The organism is Salmonella sp. A7 (assembly GCF_020181675.1).
Lineage (GTDB): Bacteria > Pseudomonadota > Gammaproteobacteria > Enterobacterales > Enterobacteriaceae > Salmonella > Salmonella enterica.
In genome coordinates this window covers 90,171-111,918 of sequence record NZ_CP084001.1, presented here as the reverse complement: position 1 = coordinate 111,918, position 21,748 = coordinate 90,171, and the positions used below count along the sequence as shown (strand labels likewise).

Annotated in this window: 15 protein-coding genes, 1 tRNA gene and 2 pseudogenes; 12 read left to right on the top strand and 6 right to left on the bottom strand. The window is 52.7% G+C overall.

Annotation, left to right across the window (positions count from 1 at the left end):
• Positions 1 to 20 precede the first annotated feature (20 nt).
• Positions 21 to 923 carry a LysR family transcriptional regulator gene (locus LCS67_RS00515; protein ID WP_031567181.1) on the bottom strand — a complete coding sequence of 301 codons (903 nt, stop codon included), beginning with the start codon at positions 921 to 923 and terminating at the stop codon, positions 21 to 23.
• Between the two features lie 73 nt (positions 924 to 996).
• Between LCS67_RS00515 and LCS67_RS00510 the strand changes: the two genes are divergently transcribed.
• Complete coding sequence (locus tag LCS67_RS00510) at positions 997 to 1,878, top strand: HARLDQ motif MBL-fold protein (RefSeq protein WP_001082972.1); 882 nt, start codon at positions 997 to 999, stop codon at positions 1,876 to 1,878.
• A 250-nt stretch (positions 1,879 to 2,128) separates the two neighbouring features.
• Positions 2,129 to 2,746 (top strand): trimeric intracellular cation channel family protein, encoded by a 618-nt coding sequence (locus LCS67_RS00505; protein ID WP_000924334.1) that lies wholly within the window; start codon positions 2,129 to 2,131, stop codon positions 2,744 to 2,746.
• Here the strand turns inward: LCS67_RS00505 and ligB are convergent.
• Entirely contained in the window at positions 2,743 to 4,428 is a 1,686-nt protein-coding gene (ligB, locus tag LCS67_RS00500; RefSeq protein ID WP_001241852.1) for an NAD-dependent DNA ligase LigB, read from the bottom strand. The genes LCS67_RS00505 and ligB overlap by 4 nt on opposite strands.
• Before the next feature lie 256 nt (positions 4,429 to 4,684).
• Here ligB and gmk point away from each other — a divergent pair, with 256 nt between their 5' ends.
• The 5 genes from gmk to recG are packed head-to-tail and all read left to right on the top strand — an operon-like array spanning position 4,685 to position 10,549.
• Positions 4,685 to 5,308, top strand: a complete 624-nt coding sequence (gene gmk / locus LCS67_RS00495) for a guanylate kinase (protein ID WP_000046966.1) — start codon at positions 4,685 to 4,687, stop codon at positions 5,306 to 5,308.
• A gap of 54 nt (positions 5,309 to 5,362) precedes the next feature.
• Positions 5,363 to 5,638, top strand: coding sequence for a DNA-directed RNA polymerase subunit omega (rpoZ, locus tag LCS67_RS00490; protein ID WP_000135058.1), 276 nt, complete (start codon positions 5,363 to 5,365; stop codon positions 5,636 to 5,638).
• A gap of 18 nt (positions 5,639 to 5,656) precedes the next feature.
• Complete coding sequence (gene spoT, locus LCS67_RS00485; RefSeq protein WP_000280481.1) at positions 5,657 to 7,768, top strand: bifunctional GTP diphosphokinase/guanosine-3',5'-bis pyrophosphate 3'-pyrophosphohydrolase; 2,112 nt, start codon at positions 5,657 to 5,659, stop codon at positions 7,766 to 7,768.
• Between the two features lie 4 nt (positions 7,769 to 7,772).
• Positions 7,773 to 8,462 carry a tRNA (guanosine(18)-2'-O)-methyltransferase TrmH gene (gene trmH, locus LCS67_RS00480; protein WP_001068433.1) on the top strand — a complete coding sequence of 230 codons (690 nt, stop codon included), beginning with the start codon at positions 7,773 to 7,775 and terminating at the stop codon, positions 8,460 to 8,462.
• Positions 8,463 to 8,467: 5 nt separating this feature from the next.
• A complete protein-coding gene (gene recG / locus LCS67_RS00475) occupies positions 8,468 to 10,549 on the top strand; it encodes an ATP-dependent DNA helicase RecG (protein WP_031567165.1) in 2,082 nt (693 codons plus the stop codon).
• A gap of 35 nt (positions 10,550 to 10,584) precedes the next feature.
• Here recG and gltS read toward each other — a convergent pair whose 3' ends face one another.
• The gene (gene gltS, locus LCS67_RS00470; RefSeq protein WP_000462249.1) at positions 10,585 to 11,790 is read right to left on the bottom strand and encodes a sodium/glutamate symporter; all 1,206 of its coding nucleotides are present in this window, start codon (positions 11,788 to 11,790) and stop codon (positions 10,585 to 10,587) included.
• 228 nt (positions 11,791 to 12,018) lie between these two features.
• On the opposite strand from gltS, the gene xanP reads away from it, so the two are divergent.
• Both xanP and LCS67_RS00460 read left to right on the top strand, forming a co-directional pair.
• The gene (gene xanP, locus LCS67_RS00465; protein WP_000115428.1) at positions 12,019 to 13,410 is read left to right on the top strand and encodes a xanthine/proton symporter XanP; all 1,392 of its coding nucleotides are present in this window, start codon (positions 12,019 to 12,021) and stop codon (positions 13,408 to 13,410) included.
• A 120-nt stretch (positions 13,411 to 13,530) separates the two neighbouring features.
• Complete coding sequence (locus tag LCS67_RS00460; protein WP_000766646.1) at positions 13,531 to 15,240, top strand: AsmA family protein; 1,710 nt, start codon at positions 13,531 to 13,533, stop codon at positions 15,238 to 15,240.
• Positions 15,241 to 15,342: 102 nt separating this feature from the next.
• Here LCS67_RS00460 and yicI read toward each other — a convergent pair whose 3' ends face one another.
• Positions 15,343 to 17,661 carry an alpha-xylosidase gene (yicI, locus tag LCS67_RS00455; protein ID WP_031567156.1) on the bottom strand — a complete coding sequence of 773 codons (2,319 nt, stop codon included), beginning with the start codon at positions 17,659 to 17,661 and terminating at the stop codon, positions 15,343 to 15,345.
• An 11-nt stretch (positions 17,662 to 17,672) separates the two neighbouring features.
• Positions 17,673 to 19,055 carry a glycoside-pentoside-hexuronide family transporter gene (locus LCS67_RS00450; protein ID WP_000834259.1) on the bottom strand — a complete coding sequence of 461 codons (1,383 nt, stop codon included), beginning with the start codon at positions 19,053 to 19,055 and terminating at the stop codon, positions 17,673 to 17,675.
• A gap of 287 nt (positions 19,056 to 19,342) precedes the next feature.
• Here LCS67_RS00450 and LCS67_RS00445 point away from each other — a divergent pair.
• Positions 19,343 to 19,437, top strand: a tRNA-Sec gene (locus LCS67_RS00445).
• Positions 19,438 to 19,472: 35 nt separating this feature from the next.
• Here the strand turns inward: LCS67_RS00445 and LCS67_RS00440 are convergent.
• A pseudogene (locus LCS67_RS00440) lies at positions 19,473 to 19,812 on the bottom strand (transposase); the annotation flags it as partial.
• 385 nt (positions 19,813 to 20,197) lie between these two features.
• On the opposite strand from LCS67_RS00440, the pseudogene LCS67_RS00435 reads away from it, so the two are divergent.
• Positions 20,198 to 20,308 (top strand): annotated as a pseudogene (locus tag LCS67_RS00435) (transposase); the annotation flags it as partial.
• 756 nt (positions 20,309 to 21,064) lie between these two features.
• Entirely contained in the window at positions 21,065 to 21,682 is a 618-nt protein-coding gene (locus LCS67_RS00430; protein WP_000984812.1) for a helix-turn-helix transcriptional regulator, read from the top strand.
• Positions 21,683 to 21,748 lie beyond the last annotated feature (66 nt).

The following is a 21,748-nucleotide window of genomic DNA, read 5'->3' as shown; positions in this document are numbered from 1 at the left end:
CCTTATGCGGGCTCTCGCGTTTATCGGTAGTACGTTTTTAATTTCCGGCGAATAGCGTCGATAAGGCGTCGCTTCCACTCTACCGTTGAAGCCCGATACTGCATAAAAATAGCGCCTTCCGCCTGCTCCCCGGCAAGCGGCAGGACAAAAAGACCGCGCTTATCGGATAAATTTTCATACCAGGGGCGCGGTACAATCGCCATTAGCGGCGCCGACTGGACAGCAGGCGCAAGTTGACTGTAATCATGACAAACAAACGCCAGCGGACGTTCAAACCCGGCACGAGCCTGCTGCCTGTCCAGTTCGTTGTTCTCTTTTGTCCACGGCAAACAGTAAATGTGTTGATAATACTGTAGATCAGCAAAATTCAACTCTGCGGCATTCTCCAGACGTGAACGCAATGGCGCGCCATAAACCGCGATCAAACGCGTCGTCCCCACCCGCTCGTAATGCAGAGCGCTGACCTGCTTTTGATGGTCGCCAATTGCCAGCACCAAATCAACCGAGCTATCCAACAGTTCATCACGCCAGGGTCGGCGGGCAAAAGGAAGGCACTCGATCACCGCCTGATGAAGATGACCTTTCTCTGCGAGAACGGGCGTAAGCAGCGCGTTCAATGCGGGAGGAAGTACCACCCGAAAACAACGGGAGCCGTTCTCTTTATCGCCAAACAGCTCCTCATTAAGCGAAACAAACACAGGTGCCAATTTGTCACGCAGCGCCTGCGCATAAGGCGTAGGAATCTGGCGGTTCCCTTCCCGTCGAAACAACGGGTCGTTTAGCGCATCGCGCAATCTCATTAACGCATGACTTACCGCAGAAGGCGACAAAGCCAGCTTTTGCGCCGTTTTCCCCGTAGAGCTCGTCTCCAGCAGCACATACAGTACTTTTAACAGGTTCATATCCATTTGCAGCAAGTTCATTAAACGTCTCTCTTATTGAACCTGACTAAATTACTGCCAGGTATACTGCGGGCGCTTCAATCAGGAGAACATTATGAATCGCTATGCATTATTCTTTGTATGTATATTTTCAACATCAGCACTTCCTGCCATGGCGGCATTAGATCCTTCACAACCGTTATCACCCGCGCCTCCGTTATCACTGTTTAAAGCGTGGGCTAAGCCTATGAAGCCGTTTCAAATCACAGAAGGCGTGTGGTATGTCGGCACGGAAAATCTCTCTTCTATTCTGCTGACCACCCCGACAGGGCATATTCTTATTGATGCGGGATTGGATGAAAGCGCACCGCAAATTAAAGCGAATATTGAAGCGGCAGGATTCCGCCTCACAGACATACGCTATCTATTGAACAGCCATGCGCGGCTGGATCAAGCGGGGGGCATGGCACGTTTGAAAGCGTGGAGCGGCGCACAATTGGTCGCCAGCCAACCCAACGCCGATCAGATGGCGAGGGGTGGACGAGAGGATTTTGCGCTTGGCGATGCGCTCCCCTTCCCGCCCGTCACCACTGATAAAATTATCCACAACCAGGAAAGCATCAGCCTCGGAGGGATAACCGTGACAGCACTATTCACGCCCGGACATCTGCCCGGCTCAACTTCCTGGCGCGTAACGCTCCGCAACGGCAAGACGCTAATTTACGCAGATAGTCTCGCCACACCTGACTATCTGCTGATTAACAACAAAAATTACCCTGACCTGGTTACTGATATTCAGAGCAGCTTTAAGACACTGGCCGCCCAGCATGTTGATATCTTTATTGCCAACAAAGGTGACCGCTTCGGGCTACTGGAGAAACGACAGCAACTTCGCAACGGCGATACACAGGCATTCTTTGATTCCAATGGCTTGCAACAGTATGTGGAACGCTCACGTCAGCGCTTCATCACACAACTTACCGGACAGCAGCCATAATGAAATGACTCACCGGCGGCGCGTCCAGGGCGCCGTTCAGGTAATTTATCTAAGTCAAAACAGAAAAACCTTGCATACAATAAACCACAAAAATGATGTACAATTTATTGATATTTATAATAAATAATTATTAATCATAAATTTAAAATCATTACTAAAATTTATTAATCGTGTAATGCCTTAGAAAATCTCAATCGTGATACAGCGCACAAATCGTTAATCTTCGCCCCCAGTAAACTAGGGGGAAATCATGCTGTTGCACGTTCTTTATTTAATTGGCATCACTGCCGAGGCCATGACGGGCGCACTCGCTGCGGGTCGTCGTCGCATGGATACATTCGGTGTAATTATTATTGCTACCGCCACCGCCATTGGTGGAGGCTCGGTTCGCGACATTCTGCTCGGTCACTATCCGCTGGGTTGGGTGAAGCATCCCGAATATGTCATTATTGTGGCGACTGCCGCTGTATTGACCACTATTGTTGCTCCCGTCATGCCCTATTTACGCAAGCTTTTCCTGGTACTTGACGCGCTGGGGTTGGTGGTTTTCTCTATTATTGGCGCGCAGATAGCCCTTGATATGGGCGAAGGGCCAATTATCGCCGTGGTGGCCGCCGTCACTACCGGCGTCTTTGGCGGCGTGCTCCGCGATATGTTCTGCAAACGCATTCCACTGGTGTTTCAAAAAGAGCTATATGCCGGCATTTCGTTCGCCTCGGCGGTGCTCTATATTGCGCTACAACATTACGTCATGAATCCGGATGTCGTCGTTATCTCTACGTTACTGTTTGGCTTTACAGCAAGGTTATTAGCGCTACGTCTTAAACTTGGCCTGCCGGTATTTTATTACCGCCATGAAGGACACTAAGACCCAAATCCGGGAATATGCTGAGCAGCCAGCCATCTGCTCAGCGCTTTGATCTGCGGATTATCCCGCCAGTCGATAACTCTCCCGGCACGGCGCTCGCCCGTCGATGGCAACTGCCGCCAGTGTTGCTCTGTTCGCATTAATAACTGCTCCCATGAGCGATCGCCGCTGGCCTGTAATGCGGCCTGCGTTAAGGGGATATCCATCGCCATGATCCAGCGGGTAAACGGCTGCCGGCGAGCCAGGTTAAATTGCCGCCATATCTGCTCGCTTTTTCCTTTAGCAAAGCCTGGCGTGTTGGCTATTTGCGCTGACGTCAGGGCAAGCCAGGAGAAGATATGCTCAAAGCGATGCGTCTGATGCAAGGCCCGCCAGCTGGCTTCGCCCATTCCGTCCAGACCCAACGCCGACCGTGACCCCAACCATACCAGCCTGGAGATAAACTGTTCCTGACACGTTGCCGACGCGTAAAAGCAGGTCAGCGAGTTGAAATGGCTATCAGGCGGTACAGGCTTACTCCGCTCACGACTCCGCCAGACGACCTCATCAAGCCGGGGAATGCCTTGCCCGGCCAGACTCACCAGGATCTGATCGCCCGGCGCGATATCCCACGCTTCCCAACGCTTCACAGAACCGATATTGACCCGCTGAACCCGCTTATCATCCAACATAACGGGGACAAGCGACGCTACTACGGTAATTTTGCCGCTTTTACCCACCGAGAACTGAATAGCGCTCACTTGCGCGACCTGCGCTACTGGCGGATATTTCCATGCTGCCAGCCAGTCGCCCTGCCCGGGTCGCCAGTGTTGTGACGCGGGTTCTTTAGCCATGCGTATCACTACGCCATCCGTCACAAAGGGTAACGCTGACGTCAGCCATGACTGGCGCGCCCGCTCGACCTCGCTGGCATTTTTTACCGCCAGGGAATATTTCTTCGTCAGACTGAATCCAGCCTTAGCAAGTTGGCTTAACCTTTCGGGCATATTTGCCGGACCGTCCGGCCACGCCCAAATAAAAATACCCAACGAATTTAGCGCGGAGGCGTTATCCTGGCGCATTAACATTCCTGCGACTTTCGAGCGCGCATTCATCCCGCCCATCCGTTGCTGGATATGCCCCTCGCGCTGTAGAAAGATTTCGCCCTGCAACACCGCGTTAGCAAGCGTGCCTTGTGTTGTCTGCGGTATAGAGGGGATCAGGCGAATTTTTGGCGTCCAGTCCTCGCCTTGTAGTCCGTTACCCCGGCTGATAGCCCTGGTCAGTTTACCGTTTTGATAAACCAGCGTTACCGCTACGCCATCCACTTTTGGCTGTACCCAAAGCTCGCTGCGCCCGCGCATCCACTGTTCTACCGCCTGCCGGTCCGCGAGTTTACGTACGCCCGTATGCGCAACAGGATGCCTTGTTGTACCGTTTAACGGCGGTGAAACCGGAGTAGATGAAACATCCTGACCAACACAGCGTTGCCACTGAACCAGCCTTGCGCTGAGTTGGTCGTACACACTATCGTCAACCGCGCTAACACCTTGTTTCCAGTAGATGTCATTCCAGTCAGCGAGCTGTTGCTGTAAACGGGCGATTTCTTCAGCGGCCCTTGCTGGCGGCCAGGTCGGGCAAAGCGCCCCACTCTGCGAATGCCACAATAAAATTCCCCACGCCATGCTTTTCCATAATCTCATCACGACCTCCTGCGCACATTGCCCGGCAGGTATAGCGCTTTAGTGAATAAAAACCGACAGGTAAAAATGCATCATCCGAGCCACTTTCCAGATTTTTTGGTGGGTTGCTGCAACGACGCGATAAAAGCGGAAAAAGGGACGCAAAATGCAATAATCTGGCGCAAAAAGTGTGACAAAGACTACGTCGCATAACGGCGATGTGTATAATAAGCCCGTATCAAGGCTCTATTTCGATAATCACAGACGTAAGATACTCATGGCTCAAGGTACGCTTTATATTGTTTCTGCCCCCAGTGGCGCGGGTAAATCCAGCCTGATTCAGGCTTTATTAAAAACCCAACCGTTGTATGACACTCAGGTTTCCGTTTCACATACCACGCGCGCGCCGCGTCCGGGTGAAGTGCACGGTGAGCACTATTTCTTTGTAAATCATGATGAGTTTAAAACCATGATTGGCAGGGAGGCGTTTCTGGAGCACGCGGAAGTGTTTGGCAATTACTACGGCACTTCGCGCGAAACCATTGAGCAAGTGCTGGCAACCGGCGTTGATGTTTTTCTGGATATCGACTGGCAGGGCGCCCAGCAAATTCGCGAAAAGATGCCGCAAGCACGCAGCATTTTTATTTTGCCGCCGTCAAAGATCGAATTGGATCGCCGTTTACGCGGTCGCGGGCAAGATAGCGAAGAAGTCATTGCCAAACGAATGGCGCAAGCGGTTGCAGAAATGAGCCATTACGCCGAATATGATTATCTTATTGTGAATGACGACTTTGATACCGCGTTAAGCGACTTGAAAACCATCATTCGCGCTGAACGTCTGCGTATGAGCCGCCAAAAGCAGCGTCATGACGCTTTAATCAGCAAATTGTTGGCAGACTGAACCCACTTTCAGTATCATGCCCAGTCATTTCTTCACCTGTGGAGCATTTTAAGTATGGCACGCGTAACTGTTCAGGACGCTGTAGAGAAAATTGGTAACCGTTTTGACCTGGTACTGGTCGCCGCGCGTCGCGCTCGTCAGATGCAGGTAGGCGGAAAGGATCCGCTGGTACCGGAAGAAAACGATAAAACTACCGTTATCGCGTTGCGCGAAATCGAAGAAGGTCTGATTAACAACCAGATCCTCGACGTCCGCGAGCGCCAGGAACAGCAAGAGCAGGAAGCCGCTGAATTACAAGCCGTTACCGCTATTGCTGAAGGTCGTCGTTAATCACAAAGCGGGTCGCCCTTGTATCTGTTTGAAAGCCTGAATCAACTGATTCAAACCTACCTGCCGGAAGACCAGATTAAGCGTCTTCGGCAGGCGTATCTCGTTGCACGTGACGCTCACGAGGGCCAGACACGTTCAAGCGGTGAACCCTATATCACGCACCCGGTAGCGGTGGCCTGTATTCTGGCCGAGATGAAACTCGACTACGAAACGCTGATGGCCGCTCTGCTGCATGACGTGATTGAAGATACCCCCGCCACTTATCAGGACATGGAACAGCTTTTCGGTAAAAGCGTTGCCGAGCTGGTAGAGGGGGTGTCGAAACTTGATAAGCTCAAGTTCCGCGATAAGAAAGAGGCGCAGGCCGAAAACTTTCGCAAAATGATTATGGCGATGGTGCAGGATATCCGCGTCATCCTCATTAAGCTTGCTGACCGTACCCATAACATGCGCACGCTGGGCTCGTTACGCCCGGATAAACGTCGTCGTATTGCCCGTGAAACCCTCGAAATTTACAGCCCGCTGGCACACCGTTTAGGTATCCATCACATCAAGACCGAGCTTGAAGAGCTGGGTTTTGAAGCGCTGTATCCCAATCGTTACCGCGTCATCAAAGAAGTGGTAAAAGCGGCGCGCGGCAACCGTAAAGAGATGATCCAAAAAATCCTCTCTGAAATCGAAGGACGTTTGCAAGAGGCGGGAATTCCGTGTCGCGTTAGCGGTCGCGAAAAACATCTTTACTCGATCTACTGTAAAATGGTGCTCAAAGAGCAGCGTTTTCACTCGATCATGGACATTTACGCGTTTCGCGTCATCGTTCATGACTCCGATACCTGCTATCGCGTACTCGGCCAGATGCACAGTCTCTATAAGCCGCGTCCGGGACGGGTGAAAGACTATATTGCCATTCCCAAAGCGAACGGCTATCAGTCTTTGCACACCTCAATGATCGGCCCGCACGGCGTTCCTGTTGAAGTCCAGATCCGTACCGAAGATATGGATCAGATGGCGGAAATGGGGGTCGCGGCGCACTGGGCGTATAAAGAACACGGTGAGACCAGCACCACGGCGCAGATCCGCGCCCAGCGCTGGATGCAGAGCCTGCTGGAGCTACAACAGAGCGCCGGTAGTTCGTTTGAATTTATCGAAAGCGTAAAATCCGATCTCTTCCCGGATGAGATTTACGTTTTCACCCCGGAAGGACGCATTGTCGAACTGCCCGCTGGCGCTACGCCGGTGGACTTCGCCTACGCCGTGCATACCGATATCGGCCACGCCTGCGTCGGCGCGCGTGTCGACCGGCAGCCTTATCCGCTGTCGCAGCCGCTTAGCAGCGGTCAGACCGTCGAAATTATTACCGCGCCGGGCGCGCGTCCCAACGCCGCCTGGCTGAACTTTGTCGTCAGCTCTAAAGCGCGCGCTAAAATTCGTCAGTTGCTGAAAAACCTCAAACGTGATGACTCCGTAAGCCTGGGCCGTCGTCTGCTTAACCATGCCTTAGGCGGTAGTCGTAAGCTGGCGGAAATTCCGCAGGAAAATATTCAGCGCGAATTGGATCGTATGAAGCTGGCAACGCTTGACGATCTGCTGGCGGAAATCGGTCTCGGCAACGCGATGAGCGTAGTGGTCGCGAAAAATCTGCAGCAAGGCGAAGCCGTGGTGCCGACCGTTGCGCAATCGAATCACGGCCACCTGCCGATTAAAGGCGCGGATGGTGTGCTTATCACCTTTGCGAAGTGTTGTCGTCCGATCCCAGGCGACCCGATCATCGCTCACGTCAGCCCAGGTAAAGGACTGGTGATCCACCATGAATCCTGCCGTAATATCCGTGGATACCAGAAAGAGCCAGAGAAATTTATGGCGGTCGAATGGGATAAAGAGACGGAGCAGGAATTCATTACCGAAATCAAGGTGGAAATGTTTAACCATCAGGGCGCGCTGGCTAACCTGACGGCGGCGATTAATACCACCACCTCCAATATTCAAAGCCTGAATACTGAAGAGAAAGATGGTCGCGTCTATAGTACCTTTATTCGCCTTACCGCACGCGATCGCGTACATCTGGCGAATATCATGCGCAAAATCCGCGTGATGCCAGACGTTATTAAAGTCACCCGTAACCGAAACTAGCGCCATGAATCCAAAACGTTATGCGCGTATATGCGAAATGCTCGCCAGGCGTCAGCCTGATCTCACGGTCTGCATGGAGCAAGTCCACAAACCTCATAACGTTTCTGCAATCATTCGTACCGCAGATGCCGTTGGCGTCCATGAAGTCCATGCCATCTGGCCTGGTAGCCGGATGCGCACCATGGCTTCCGCGGCGGCGGGCAGCAACAGTTGGGTACAGGTGAAAACTCACCGTACCATTGGCGATGCGGTAGCCCATTTGAAAGGTCGGGGAATGCAGATTCTGGCAACCCATCTTTCTGATAAGGCCGTAGACTTTCGCGAGATTGATTACACGCGCCCGACCTGTATTCTGATGGGTCAGGAGAAAACCGGTATTACTCAGGAAGCATTAGCCCTGGCGGATCGGGATATCATCATTCCGATGATCGGCATGGTACAGTCGCTGAACGTTTCCGTCGCCTCCGCGCTCATTCTTTATGAAGCCCAGCGTCAGCGTCAGAACGCGGGCATGTATCTGCGTGAAAATAGCATGTTGCCGGAAGATGAACAGCAGCGCCTGCTGTTTGAGGGTGGTTATCCGGTGCTGGCGAAAGTCGCTAAACGTAAAGGTCTGCCTTATCCTCGCGTCAATCAGCAGGGCGAAATCGACGCCGATGCTGACTGGTGGGCGACGATGCAGGCGGCAGGGTAATCACCATGTCAGGCCGCTTGTTAGACGCTGTTCCGCTCAATTCCCTGACAGGCGTCGGCGCAGCGCAAAGCAGTAAACTGGCGAAAATTGGCCTGCATACCGTCCAGGATTTGCTATTACATCTTCCTCTGCGTTACGAAGACCGTACCCATCTCTACCCCATTGGCGAACTGCTGCCTGGCATCTACGCCACCGTTGAAGGTGAAGTGCTGAACTGCAATATCACTTTCGGCGGTCGTCGGATGATGACCTGCCAGATTAGCGACGGTTCCGGCATTCTTACCATGCGCTTTTTCAATTTTAACGCAGCGATGAAAAACAGCCTGGCGACGGGGCGACGTGTGCTGGCCTACGGGGAAGCGAAGCGCGGCAAGTATGGCGCAGAGATGATCCATCCGGAATATCGCCTGCAGGGCGATCTCAGCACGCCGGAACTTCAGGAAACGCTCACCCCCGTCTATCCGACCACCGAGGGCGTGAAGCAAGCGACACTGCGCAAGCTTACCGATCAGGCGCTGGAGTTGCTCGACACCTGCGCCATTGCCGAACTACTGCCGCCGGAACTGGCGCAGGGTATGATGAGCCTGCCGGAGGCGCTACGTACCTTGCATCGCCCGCCGCCGACGCTCCAGCTCGCCGATTTAGAAACCGGCAAACACCCGGCGCAGCGGCGGCTTATTCTTGAAGAGCTACTGGCGCATAATCTCAGTATGCTGGCGCTTCGCGCAGGCGCGCAGCGCTATCACGCTCAGCCGCTAAGTACCAACAACATATTGAAAGACAATCTGCTGGCGTCGTTGCCGTTTAAACCCACGAGCGCGCAGGCGCGGGTGGTGGCAGAGATCGAACACGATATGGCGCTCGATGTGCCGATGATGCGTCTGGTTCAGGGCGACGTGGGTTCCGGTAAAACGTTGGTTGCAGCGCTTGCCGCCTTGCGCGCTATTGCCCACGGTAAGCAGGTCGCGTTGATGGCGCCGACCGAACTGCTCGCCGAACAGCACGCAAATAATTTCCGCAACTGGTTCGAACCGTTGGGCGTTGAAGTGGGTTGGCTGGCGGGTAAGCAAAAAGGTAAAGCGCGTCAGGCGCAGCAAGAGGCTATTGCCAGCGGTCAGGTGCAGATGATTGTCGGCACCCACGCTATCTTTCAGGAACAGGTGCAGTTCAACGGCCTGGCGCTGGTCATTATCGATGAGCAGCACCGCTTTGGCGTCCACCAGCGGCTGGCATTGTGGGAAAAAGGCCAGCAGCAGGGCTTTCATCCGCATCAATTGATTATGACCGCAACGCCCATTCCTCGAACCCTGGCGATGACTGCCTACGCCGATCTCGATACCTCAGTGATTGACGAGCTACCGCCGGGCCGTACCCCTGTCACTACCGTTGCTATTCCGGATACCCGTCGCCATGAAATCATTGATCGTGTGCGCAATGCCTGCACAACCGAAGGCCGTCAGGCCTACTGGGTCTGTACGCTGATTGAAGAGTCCGACCTGCTGGAAGCGCAGGCGGCGGAAGCTACCTGGGAGGAACTCAAGCTGGCGTTACCGGAGTTGAATATCGGCCTGGTACACGGCCGCATGAAGCCCGCCGAAAAACAGGCGGTGATGCAGGCCTTTAAGCAGGGTGAACTGCATTTGCTGGTCGCCACTACGGTGATTGAGGTGGGGGTCGATGTTCCTAACGCCAGCCTGATGATTATTGAAAACCCTGAGCGACTGGGCCTGGCGCAATTACACCAGCTCAGAGGGCGCGTTGGCCGTGGCGCGGTCGCATCGCACTGCGTGCTGCTCTATAAATCGCCGCTGTCGAAAACGGCGCAGAAGCGTTTACAGGTATTGCGCGACAGCAATGACGGCTTTGTGATTGCACAAAAAGATTTAGAGATTCGCGGCCCGGGGGAATTACTGGGCACGCGCCAGACGGGTAACGCCGAATTTAAAGTAGCTGATTTGCTGCGCGATCAAGCCATGATCCCAGAAGTTCAGCGTATTGCCCGTCATATTCACGAACGTTATCCGCAGCATGCACAAGCGCTGATTGAGCGCTGGATGCCGGAAACCGAACGTTATTCCAACGCCTAATGAGCACGGCGGCTTTAATGCCGCCGTACAAACTATTATTGCGCGAAAATCGGTAACAGCAGGTACAGCTTGATTACCAACGCATTAACGATATCGATAAAGAACGCACCAACCATCGGCACCACCAGGAACGCCATATGCGAGGGGCCAAAACGGTCGGTAATCGCCTGCATATTAGCAATGGCGGTCGGCGTTGCGCCCAGGCCAAAACCGCAGTGACCCGCCGCCAACACCGCTGCATCGTAGTTTTTCCCCATCATGCGCCAGGTGACGAAGATCGCGTACAGCGCCATGAAGATGGTCTGTACCACCAGAATCGCCAGCATCGGCAGCGCCAGCGACGCCAGTTCCCACAGCTTCAGGCTCATCAGCGCCATTGCCAGGAACAGTGACAGACTCACGTTCCCCAGCACCGAAACAGCACGCTCAAATACGCGATAAAAACCCACCAGCGCCAGGCCATTGCTGAGGATCACCCCAACAAATAGCACACAAACGAAGACCGGCAGTTCAAGCACCGTTCCCGCCAGTAGCTGCGCTACGATTTTGCCCACGGTCAGACAGATAGCAATCAGGGCGATGGTTTCGATTAGCACCAGAGAAGTGATCATACGGCCCACATCCGGCTTTTCAAAGGCTGTCGGCACGGCCTGATCGTCAGGCATTCCATCCGGCGTGGTGGAGTGTTTCACCAGATAACGCGCTACCGGACCGCCAATCAACCCGCCCAGCACCAGGCCAAAGGTTGCACATGCCATCGCAACTTCGGTGGCATTGGCAAAACCATAACGTTCGACAAACAGTTTACTCCACGCCGCGCCGGTGCCGTGTCCGCCGGACAGCGTAATTGACCCGGCAATCAGCCCCATTAACGGGTCCAGCCCTAACAGACTCGCCATGCCGATACCGATGGCATTCTGCATCAGCAGTAATCCGACCACGACGACCAGGAAGACGCCAACAACGCGTCCCCCCTTGCGCAGGCTGGCAAGGTTAGCGTTAAGGCCGATCGTCGCGAAAAACGCCAGCATCAACGGATCGCGCAGGGTCATATCAAAGTTGACCTCCCAACCGACGCTTTTTTTCAGTACCAGCAGAGCAACCGCGACCAGTAGCCCCCCCGCCACCGGCTCCGGAATCGTATATTTCTTCAGTAAGGAGACAGACTGGACCAGCTTGCGACCCAGTAGCAGCACCAGCGTGGCGGCGACAAGGGTCGATAAGGTATCGAGTTCAAACATTTAAAGCTCCTGTAGTGCGCTGTGACATGTGCGCACAAATCATTTCCTGTGTCAGTTTTTTTAGCTCTTTGCGAGTCTTCGGCATGGATTTTAAGCAGAAAAAGGCAAAAAGTTATATAAAAAGGTGCATTTATCTTTTTTAAATATTAAGAATATTCGCTCGCAATCGTTTGCTTTTACCACCTGGTCAGATAAAATCACCGCTTTTCCACCACGAGAATGTCCCTGATGTCCGTTAACGCCATCGAGCCGGCAGATGCGCAACCGGTTGCGCAGACGCAAAACAGCGAATTAATTTACCGTCTTGAAGATCGCCCGCCGCTCCCTCAAACACTTTTTGCCGCTTGTCAGCATCTGCTGGCCATGTTTGTCGCGGTAATCACGCCAGCGCTGTTAATCTGCCAGGCGTTGGGTTTACCGGCGCAGGATACGCAGCACATTATCAGCATGTCGCTGTTCGCCTCCGGCGTAGCCTCTATTATTCAAATCAAAGCGTGGGGGCCGGTAGGATCGGGGCTGTTATCCATCCAGGGAACCAGTTTTAACTTTGTCGCCCCGCTGATTATGGGCGGTACCGCGCTGAAAACCGGCGGCGCGGATGTCCCGACGATGATGGCGGCGCTGTTCGGCACGCTGATGCTGGCAAGCTGCACCGAGATGGTGCTTTCTCGCATTCTACATCTGGCGCGCCGGATTATCACGCCGTTAGTCTCCGGCGTCGTGGTGATGATTATTGGCCTGTCGCTGATTCAGGTGGGGCTAACCTCCATCGGCGGCGGCTATGCCGCCATGAGCGACAACACCTTTGGCGCACCGAAAAACCTGCTGCTGGCCGGCGTCGTCCTGGCCATTATTATCCTGCTGAATCGGCAGCGTAATCCCTACCTACGCGTGGCTTCTTTGGTTATTGCCATGGCGGCAGGCTATCTTTTGGCCTGGTTTATGGGCATGTTGCCTGAGAATAACGCGCCAGTCTCGCAGGACATCCTGATGGTGCCGACCCCGCTGTATTATGGTCTGGGCATTGACTGGAACCTGTTACTGCCGTTGATGCTGGTCTTTATGATTACGTCGCTGGAGACCATCGGCGACATCACCGCCACCTCTGATGTCTCCGAGCAGCCGGTATCCGGCCCCTTGTATATGAAACGGCTAAAGGGCGGCGTACTGGCTAACGGCCTGAACTCATTTGTTTCAGCGGTATTTAATACGTTCCCGAATTCCTGTTTCGGTCAGAACAACGGCGTAATTCAGTTGACCGGCGTCGCCAGCCGCTATGTGGGATTTGTCGTCGCGCTGATGCTGATTGTGCTCGGCCTGTTCCCGGCGGTAAGCGGTTTTGTGCAGCATATCCCGGAACCGGTGCTCGGCGGCGCCACGTTAGTGATGTTCGGCACCATTGCCGCCTCCGGGGTGCGTATTGTCTCGCGTGAGCCGCTGAACCGCCGCGCGATTCTGATTATCGCCCTGTCGCTGGCCGTGGGTCTTGGCGTCTCGCAACAGCCGCAGATCCTGCAGTTCGCGCCGGAATGGGTGAAAAATCTGCTCTCATCCGGAATTGCCGCTGGCGGCATCACGGCTATCGTGTTGAACCTGATTCTCCCGCCGGAAAAACCGTAAAAACCCTGCGGCGGCGACGCGATTCGCCGCTGCTGTAACGCTCTTTCACCATTCCTGTCTTGAGGATTGCACGCAAATCGTGCATAAATCCCCTATGTGCATTTCACGGGATGGAAGACCATGAAATTGATTGGGAGGTTGCTTCTCTATGTGCTGATCGCCTGTTTAGTGGTGATTTTCGGCTTTTATTTTCTGCTGCAAACGCGCTGGGGCGCAGATCACATCAGCAACTGGGTATCAGAGAACAGCGGTTATCACCTCACATTCGACGTGATGGATCATCGTTTTTCCGCCCCATCCCATCTTTTACTGGAGAATGTGACCTTTGGTCGTGATGGTCAGCCTGCTACCCTGGTCGCGAAAACCGTAGATATCGGTCTGAGCATTCGCCAGTTAACCGCGCCGCTGCATGTCGACACGATTCTGTTACAGGACGGCACGCTGAATATTTCAGTGCAAACCGCCCCTTTCCCGTTTGAGGCCGACCGCCTGCAACTTCGCAATATGGCGCTCAATAGTCCCGGCAGCGAATGGCGGTTGAGCGCCCAGCGCGTTAACGGCGGCGTTATGCCCTGGCGCCCCGAAGCCGGTCGGGTATTGGGCAATAAAGCCCAGATCCAACTGAGCGCCGGTTCGCTGACGTTAAACGACGTTCCCGCCACTAATGTGCTTATTGAAGGCAGTATCGACCATAATCAGGTGATGTTAAACACCGTCGGCGCCGATATGGCGCGCGGAGCGTTAACCGGCGTCGCCCGACGTAACGCTGATGGTAGTTGGGTCGTTGAAAATCTGCGGCTGAATGATATTCGGTTACAAAGCGATAAATCCCTGAGCGAGTTTTTCGCGCCGCTGACTACGGTTCCATCTTTGCAGATTGGTCGTCTTGAAGTGACGGACTCCAGCCTGCAAGGACCAGACTGGGCTGTCACCGATCTTGACCTGAGTTTGCGCAATCTGACTCTGCGCAAAGAAGACTGGCAAAGTCAGGAAGGTAAATTATCGATGAACGCCAGCGAGTTTATTTACGGCTCGCTACACTTGCTCGATCCAATCCTGAACGCCGAATTTTCACCACAGGGCGTTGCGCTACGCCAGTTCACCACCCGCTGGGAAGGCGGTATGGTCAGAACTTCCGGCGCCTGGTTACGCGAAGGCAAAGCGCTTATTCTGGACGATACCGCTATCGCCGGGCTGGAGTATACGCTGCCGGAAAACTGGAAGCAGCTATGGATGAAGCCGTTGCCCGACTGGTTGAACAGCCTGACGCTGAAAAAATTCAGCGCCAGCCGCAACCTGGTGATTGATATCGACCCGGCCTTCCCGTGGCAAATCACCGCTCTGGACGGCTACGGCGCAAATCTGGAGCTGGTACAACATCATCAATGGGGCGTCTGGAGCGGCAATGCGACCCTCAACGCCGCAGCGGCAACCTTTAACCGTGTGGACGTGCGCCGCCCGTCGCTGTCGTTGACGGCTAATGCCAGCACGGTCAACATCAGCGATCTGAGCGCGTTTACTGGAAAAGGGATACTGGAAGCCACTGCCAGCGTATCGCAACTGCCGCAGCGTCAGACGCAAATCAGCCTGAACGGACGCGGCGTACCAATGGATGTGCTACAGCAGTGGGGCTGGCCGGCATTACCGATTGCTGGCGATGGCAATATTCAGCTCACGGCCAGCGGCAATATTCAGGCCGATGCGCCGTTGAAACCGACGGTAAACGGGCAATTACACGCGGTCAACGCACAAAAGCAGCAGATAACGCAGACGATGCAAGCGGGCGTGGTGTCCGGCGGGGAAGTTACGTCAACGGAGCCAGCGCTGTAATTGAGGGCTTGCCCGGTGGCGATGGCGCTTACCGGGCTTACGGTTCTTGCTCATTTGTAGGCCGGATAAGCGCAGCTCACAGCACCATCCGGCGATTCAGATTTAAAGCGTAATCACCATCTCATTTCCCTGCGGGGTGATCACTACGCCCAGTTCACTTTCCGCATATGAACCGCATTTGGTACCGCTAATCTGCGTAATATTACGCAGACACAGCGTCCAGTTGCGCGCCTCGCCTTCGCCGCTCACCGTAATGGTATTGCCTGTGCGTTTCGCCTGCAGCGTAAAGATTGTCGAACCATCCGTAGCAGGGACTTCGCAGACCGCTTCGCAGCCGTCATCCAGATGGAATAACTGGAAGGCCGTACCCTCATGCCAGGCGTAATCGGGCTTCTGGCTATTGTTGCCCAGCGCCAGTAGTGTATTGTCACGCACGTACACTGGCAGGCTCAGGAAGCCATGCTGCTGTTTATGCCAGCGACTGCCCTGCACTTCATCGTTGCGCCACAGGTGCGTCCAGCGGCCTTCTGGCAGGTAGAACTCCACGTCGCCCGCTTCACTAAATACCGGCGCTACCATGACCGCATCTCCCAGCATGTACTGGCGATCAAGATAATCACACGCCGGATCGTCCGGGAACTCCAGCATCATCGCCCGCATCATTGGCGTACCGGCTTCGTTGGCGCGCGCCGCTTCCCGATACAGATACGGCATCATCCGGCACTTCTGTTCGGTGAAGAAGCGCACCACGTCACAGGACTCGTCGTCATAGGCCCACGGAACCCGGTAGGATTTGCTACCGTGCAGGCGGCTGTGGCTGGAGAGCAAGCCGAATGCGCACCAACGCTTGTAGACATGCGCCGGCGCGGTATTCTCGAATCCGCCAATATCATGGCTCCAGAAACCAAACCCTGACAGGCCGATGGACAGCCCGCCGCGCAGGCTTTCCGCCATCGATTCGTAGTTGGCGTAACAGTCGCCGCCCCAGTGCACCGGGAACTGTTGCGCGCCCACCGAGGCGGAACGGGCGAACAGCACCGCCTCTTCAACGCCGACGGTCTCTTTCAGCACGTTCCACACCAGTTCGTTGTAGATATAGGCATAATGGTTATGCATTTTCTGTGGATCTGAACCATCAAACCACTGCACATCCGTTGGAATGCGTTCGCCGAAGTCAGTTTTGAAGCAGTCCACTCCCATCTCCACTAGGCCCTTCAGCTTGTCGGCATACCATTCGCAGGCTTGCGGGTTGGTGAAGTCGTAAATCGCCAGTCCCGGCTGCCATTTATCCCACTGCCACAAGGAGCCGTCCGGGCGTTTAAGCAAATACCCTTTCTCTTTTAGCTCCTGGAAGACCGGGGATTTCTGGCCGATGTAGGGGTTAATCCACACGCAGACTTTCAGCCCTTTCGCTTTCAGGCGGCGAATCATCCCTTTCGGATCGGGGAAAGTCACCGGGTCCCATTCAAAATCGCACCACTGAAAAGCTTTCATCCAGAAACAGTCGAAGTGGAAGACGTGCAGCGGTAGATTGCGCTCGGCCATACCGTCGATAAAGCTGTTAACGGTCGCTTCGTCGTAGTTGGTGGTAAATGAGGTGGTCAGCCACAGGCCAAACGACCAGGCGGGCGGCAGCGCCGGACGCCCCGTAAATTGGGTATAGCGGTTCAGCACGTCTTTCGGGGTCGGGCCGTCGATGACGAAGTATTCCAGATACTCGCTCTCAACGCTGAACTGGACTTTGGAGACTTTCTCGGAGCCAATTTCAAACGACACGCACTGCGGATGGTTTACCAGCACACCGTAGCCACGGTTGGTGATATAGAACGGGATGTTCTTGTAAGACTGCTCGGTGCTGGTGCCGCCGTCGCGGTTCCAGGTCTCCACCGTCTGACCGTTACGCACCAGCGCGGTAAAGCGCTCGCCCAGCCCGTAGACGGTTTCGCCCACGCCGAGATCCAGACGCTCGAACATGTAGTTGCGCCCGCTATTGGTTTCCTGTACATAGCCGTTATTTTTCAACTGGCTACCGGTGATACGTACACCGTTGCGCAGAAAATCCAGTGACCAGAGCTCGCCTTTGGTGACGCGCACGCTCAGGCTGCCGCTCTTGAGTTCGGCAAATTCGGCGTTGTTCTGCATCTCTACGTTGATATCTTGCAAGACATTGAGTGGATAATGTGGGCCGTTATCCAAAGCGCCCTGGAAGTGTTCCATCCGTACACCTATCACTCCTTCCTGCGGCGAGAAAAAGCGCAAGGTAAACAACGGGGTATCCAGTTGCCAGGTTCGTTCGCGGACATCGCGCGGCGCGGCATAGACCACCATCTCATTCCCCTGCTGTTCAACGTCGAACACCTGAACCGGGTGAATCAAATTAAGGCCAGGCTGGATCAGCCAGTTTCCGTCGCTAATTTTCATAGTCTGTTCCTTTAGTTTTGCAATTCTTTATGGGTAAATTCTTGTTCGTTGCGGTGTGCGCCCTGCGCCAGTTGTTCCAGAATGGTTTTCAGGAACGGGCTTTTCAGGGTGTAGTAGCGTTTAGCGATCGCGGCGCTCAGCAGATAACAGATGGCCGGGACGATAGTGAACAGAGCGATGATGATGCTGATCGTGGCGCTGTTTTGCGTTTTCGCCGCCGCGTCGTAACCGCCGCCTGCCAGCATCCAGCCAATCAGCGCCCCGCCGAGGGCAAGACCCAGTTTCAGCACGAACAACGTGCCGGCAAAACTGATCCCCGTCAGGCGTTTGCCGTTACACCATTCGCCATAGTCGACGGTGTCAGACATCATCACCCACTGGATAGGCGTGACTAACTGGTGCAACACGCCAATCACGAAGATAAAGACGAACATAGCGATCGTGGCGTGCATCGGTACGAAGAACATCGCCACGCTGATTACTGCGAGTAAAGCGTTGGTCCACCAGAAAACGCTCACTTTGCATTTCCAGTCGGTCAACGGTTTTGCCAGCGCCGAGCCAATCAGGTTGCCGACGCAATAGGTGGTGAGGAAGGCGACAAACACGCCCGGCTTGCCCAATATCCAGGTGACGTAATACATCATCGCCCCGCCGCGCACGCATACCGCCAGAATATTCAGGATGGTGAGCAGGCCGACTATGCGCCACTGGTCGTTGTGCCAGATATCACGCAGGTCTTCACGCATGGAGGTATGGGTGGCAGGCGCTTCAACGCGCTCTTTGGTGGTAAAGAAGCAGAACGCCAGCATCAGGAACGCCACCACCGAGAGCGCCGCGATACCCCCCTGGAAGCCCAGCGCCTTATTCTCGCCGCCAATCAGTTTCACCAGAGGCATCATCAGTACGGTAGAGAGCATTCCGCCCGCCGTTGCCAGCACAAAGCGCCAGGATTGCAGGGAGATACGCTGCGTTGGGTCATTGGTTATTACACCCCCCAACGCGCAGTAAGGGATGTTGACCACAGTGTACAGAAGGGTGAGCAACGTGTAGGTGATGGCGGCATAAATCATTTTGCCGTTCAGACTGAGATCCGGCGTGCTATAAGCCAGCACACAAACGATACCAAACGGCAACGCGCCAAACAGCACCCAGGGTCGGAATTTGCCCCAGCGAGAGCGGGTGCGGTCGGCCAGCAGGCCCATGCAAGGGTCGGAGATGGCATCAAGCGCACGCGCCAGTAAAAACATGGTGCCGACAAAACCAGCAGGAATGCCGAAAATATCGGTATAGAAGAACATCATATATAACATGACGTTATCAAAGATGATGTGGCTCGCGGCATCGCCCATACCATAGCCAATCTTCTCCTTAACGGAGAGAATTTCACTTTTCATTACGCATCCTTAACGCTCACAACGCTCACTGATACCGGTTACAGTTTTTGTAAACCTTCCCTGCGAGCGTGAATATTCCGTTATTTAGTTATCAAATTACGATTCTTGTTTTCTGTGATCAGGGTAGCGTCAAAAAGTGTGATGAAATGTAACTAATGGATTTTATGGGGATTTACATGAAACCGATCATGGCAGAAGGAAAGGGAAGTTAAAAAAGCACGGGAGGGGATGTGGAAACGCCAGGAAGTAGCTATAATGCGCGCGCCTCCATGTAGCAATCGAGGCGCGGAAGATCGTCGTCTCCGGTGAGGCGGCTGGACTTCAAATCCAGTTGGGGCCGCCAGCGGTCCCGGGCAGGTTCGACTCCTGTGATCTTCCGCCAATTAACCTCTTCTGACCTCAATAAAATGAATCGCCACGCGCCCGTGGACTTCGGTATCCGACCCGAGCCTTTATCCCCACACGTTGCATCAACCACCAGACTTTGCTTACACCGCATTGTTCCTGATATCCCGCAGATCGAGACAGATCTTGCGATAGCCATAAACACAGCCCGATTCCAGCCAGAACTGCCTGTATGCCCCGTCAGATTCAGGTCAACATGATGCCGTCGTGAATGTGGCGGCTTTATCCAGGCGTAAAGACTATGGGTAGTAATATCAAGACGTGTTGCGACGCTGGAAACAGAATGGCCGCGCTCAATAACCTGTTTTACCGCTTTAATTTTAAACGCTTTGGGATAACATTTACCGCTCATGGGCTCCTCTCTTTAAGTCATCTTAAATGACTCTGCGGTGTCTGTTAAACCTGTGGCGATTCACTCCTCCGTTTTATCCAGACGAAATTATCCTGATAATGTGCTGTAGCGGCTGAATGACTTAATGTCACATCATCCTAAACATTGAATAGTTTCTCAGTTACCTGATTTTTCATTGTTATCTATTAGATACTGCAAGCATTTCATCTTTATACCCTTGTTCTCCATACGTCCTGTTTATTCGTAACCCCTCCCATTATTATATTTCAGTAGTAAAATATCCGTATACATTCTTATACCAGGTACTCATATTACTCCACATAATCGTGCTATTCACATTTAGAGATCACGTAATCGATCTACTGACGAAGACGAAGGAATCTCTATGCGTAAAGCCCGTCTCACTGAGCATCAGAACATCGCCGTAATTAAGTTGGTCGAAGCTGGACGAGCGGTTAAAGATATCTGCCAGGAGGCGAATATTTCTGAAGTAACTGACGACATCTATGGACATTAGGTTTGACCACATCCTGTTTCTCACTAATGTGCTCCGGGAAAGAGTTTTCATCAGATGAACAATTGAAAAGAGAAGCCAGAAGCTGAAGTTGCTTCGACCGATAACTCTGTCAGGTGCTCAGACCGTCACATTCAGAATTAAGTTAGATCAACTTATTGGCAAGGTATAACTCCCGGCGTTAAGTTACAAGATTTTCTCATGGCATTAGCATTACACCCTCTTAAAGTTTACATGTGTCTCTATAAAATAGTCTTAAATTTGTATATAAGAAGTTGATGAGAGCACAAATGTCACCATTAAGTCATTGAATAACAATGCAATAAAAGAAAAAATCTTAAATTAGGTTTTAATAATAAGAATTCATTACAGGTTTACAGGAATTACTTTTATATTTCATCACATCACTCCGATAGTGACGAAGGCAGCAGATAGATGGTATTGAGAACCGTTATTTATCACTCTCATGATTTAGCAAATAGTGCTGTTTTAAGATTTTTTATGATATTGGAGATTATGTATAAAAATCCCAATGGGTGAAATAAAAATCCGAAATGATGTATTACGACTGTCGGATCTGTCATGGTTCCTTAAAGCTGTATTTTAGGTCTTTCCAGGAGTTTATGACACTGACAATAATTCACGACTTTTGACAGCCGTAGCACTGTATATTATCTGGATTGACACATTTATTTACCAATGAAATATTAATAGAAACATCGACGGGAGTCGTTCAGGATGATGAGAAAGCCTTCACAAATTGTCCATTGCATTAGTTGCGATTTATCCTGTCAATTATTCCCTGACAGCGCAGTACGGGTGCAATACTGTCATAATGCGGCATTTTCCATCTGGCCAGATGGTAATGCTTTCCTGAAAAAAGGGTTTATTGAAAAGTTATTGCTTGATAGACACAACCATTTATCCAGCGGTTTTATCTTTGTTGATTTTTCTTTCCCGAATCTTCGACGATTTACCGATTTACAATGGGCTGACAGTCTGGCAAACAGTGGTATGCATATTGTTCTGATTTCTGACAGAAGTTTAACTCCGCTGGCCAATTACTGGATTTTGAAAAGCAATAAAATACAAGGAATTATTTATTCCGATGACGATGATATTGTGCAACAGCAAAAGATGCACCGCTTGTTTACCGGTCGGCTTGCCAACAGTAAACGTGGACGAACGCTTAACTATACGGAATTTATATTACTGAAGCGCTTTGTATCAGGAATAAGTATTCAGCAGATTGTAAATATTGACAATATTGATATTAAGAAACTTTATGTGCATAAGCTGCGGCTTGAAAATAAGCTAGGGCATAGCATTCATAAAATAATATCAAATATTTTATAGATCCGTTTCCATTTTTATTATTTCCATATTATTGCGATGTGGAAGACGCTTTACGCCATAATGCAG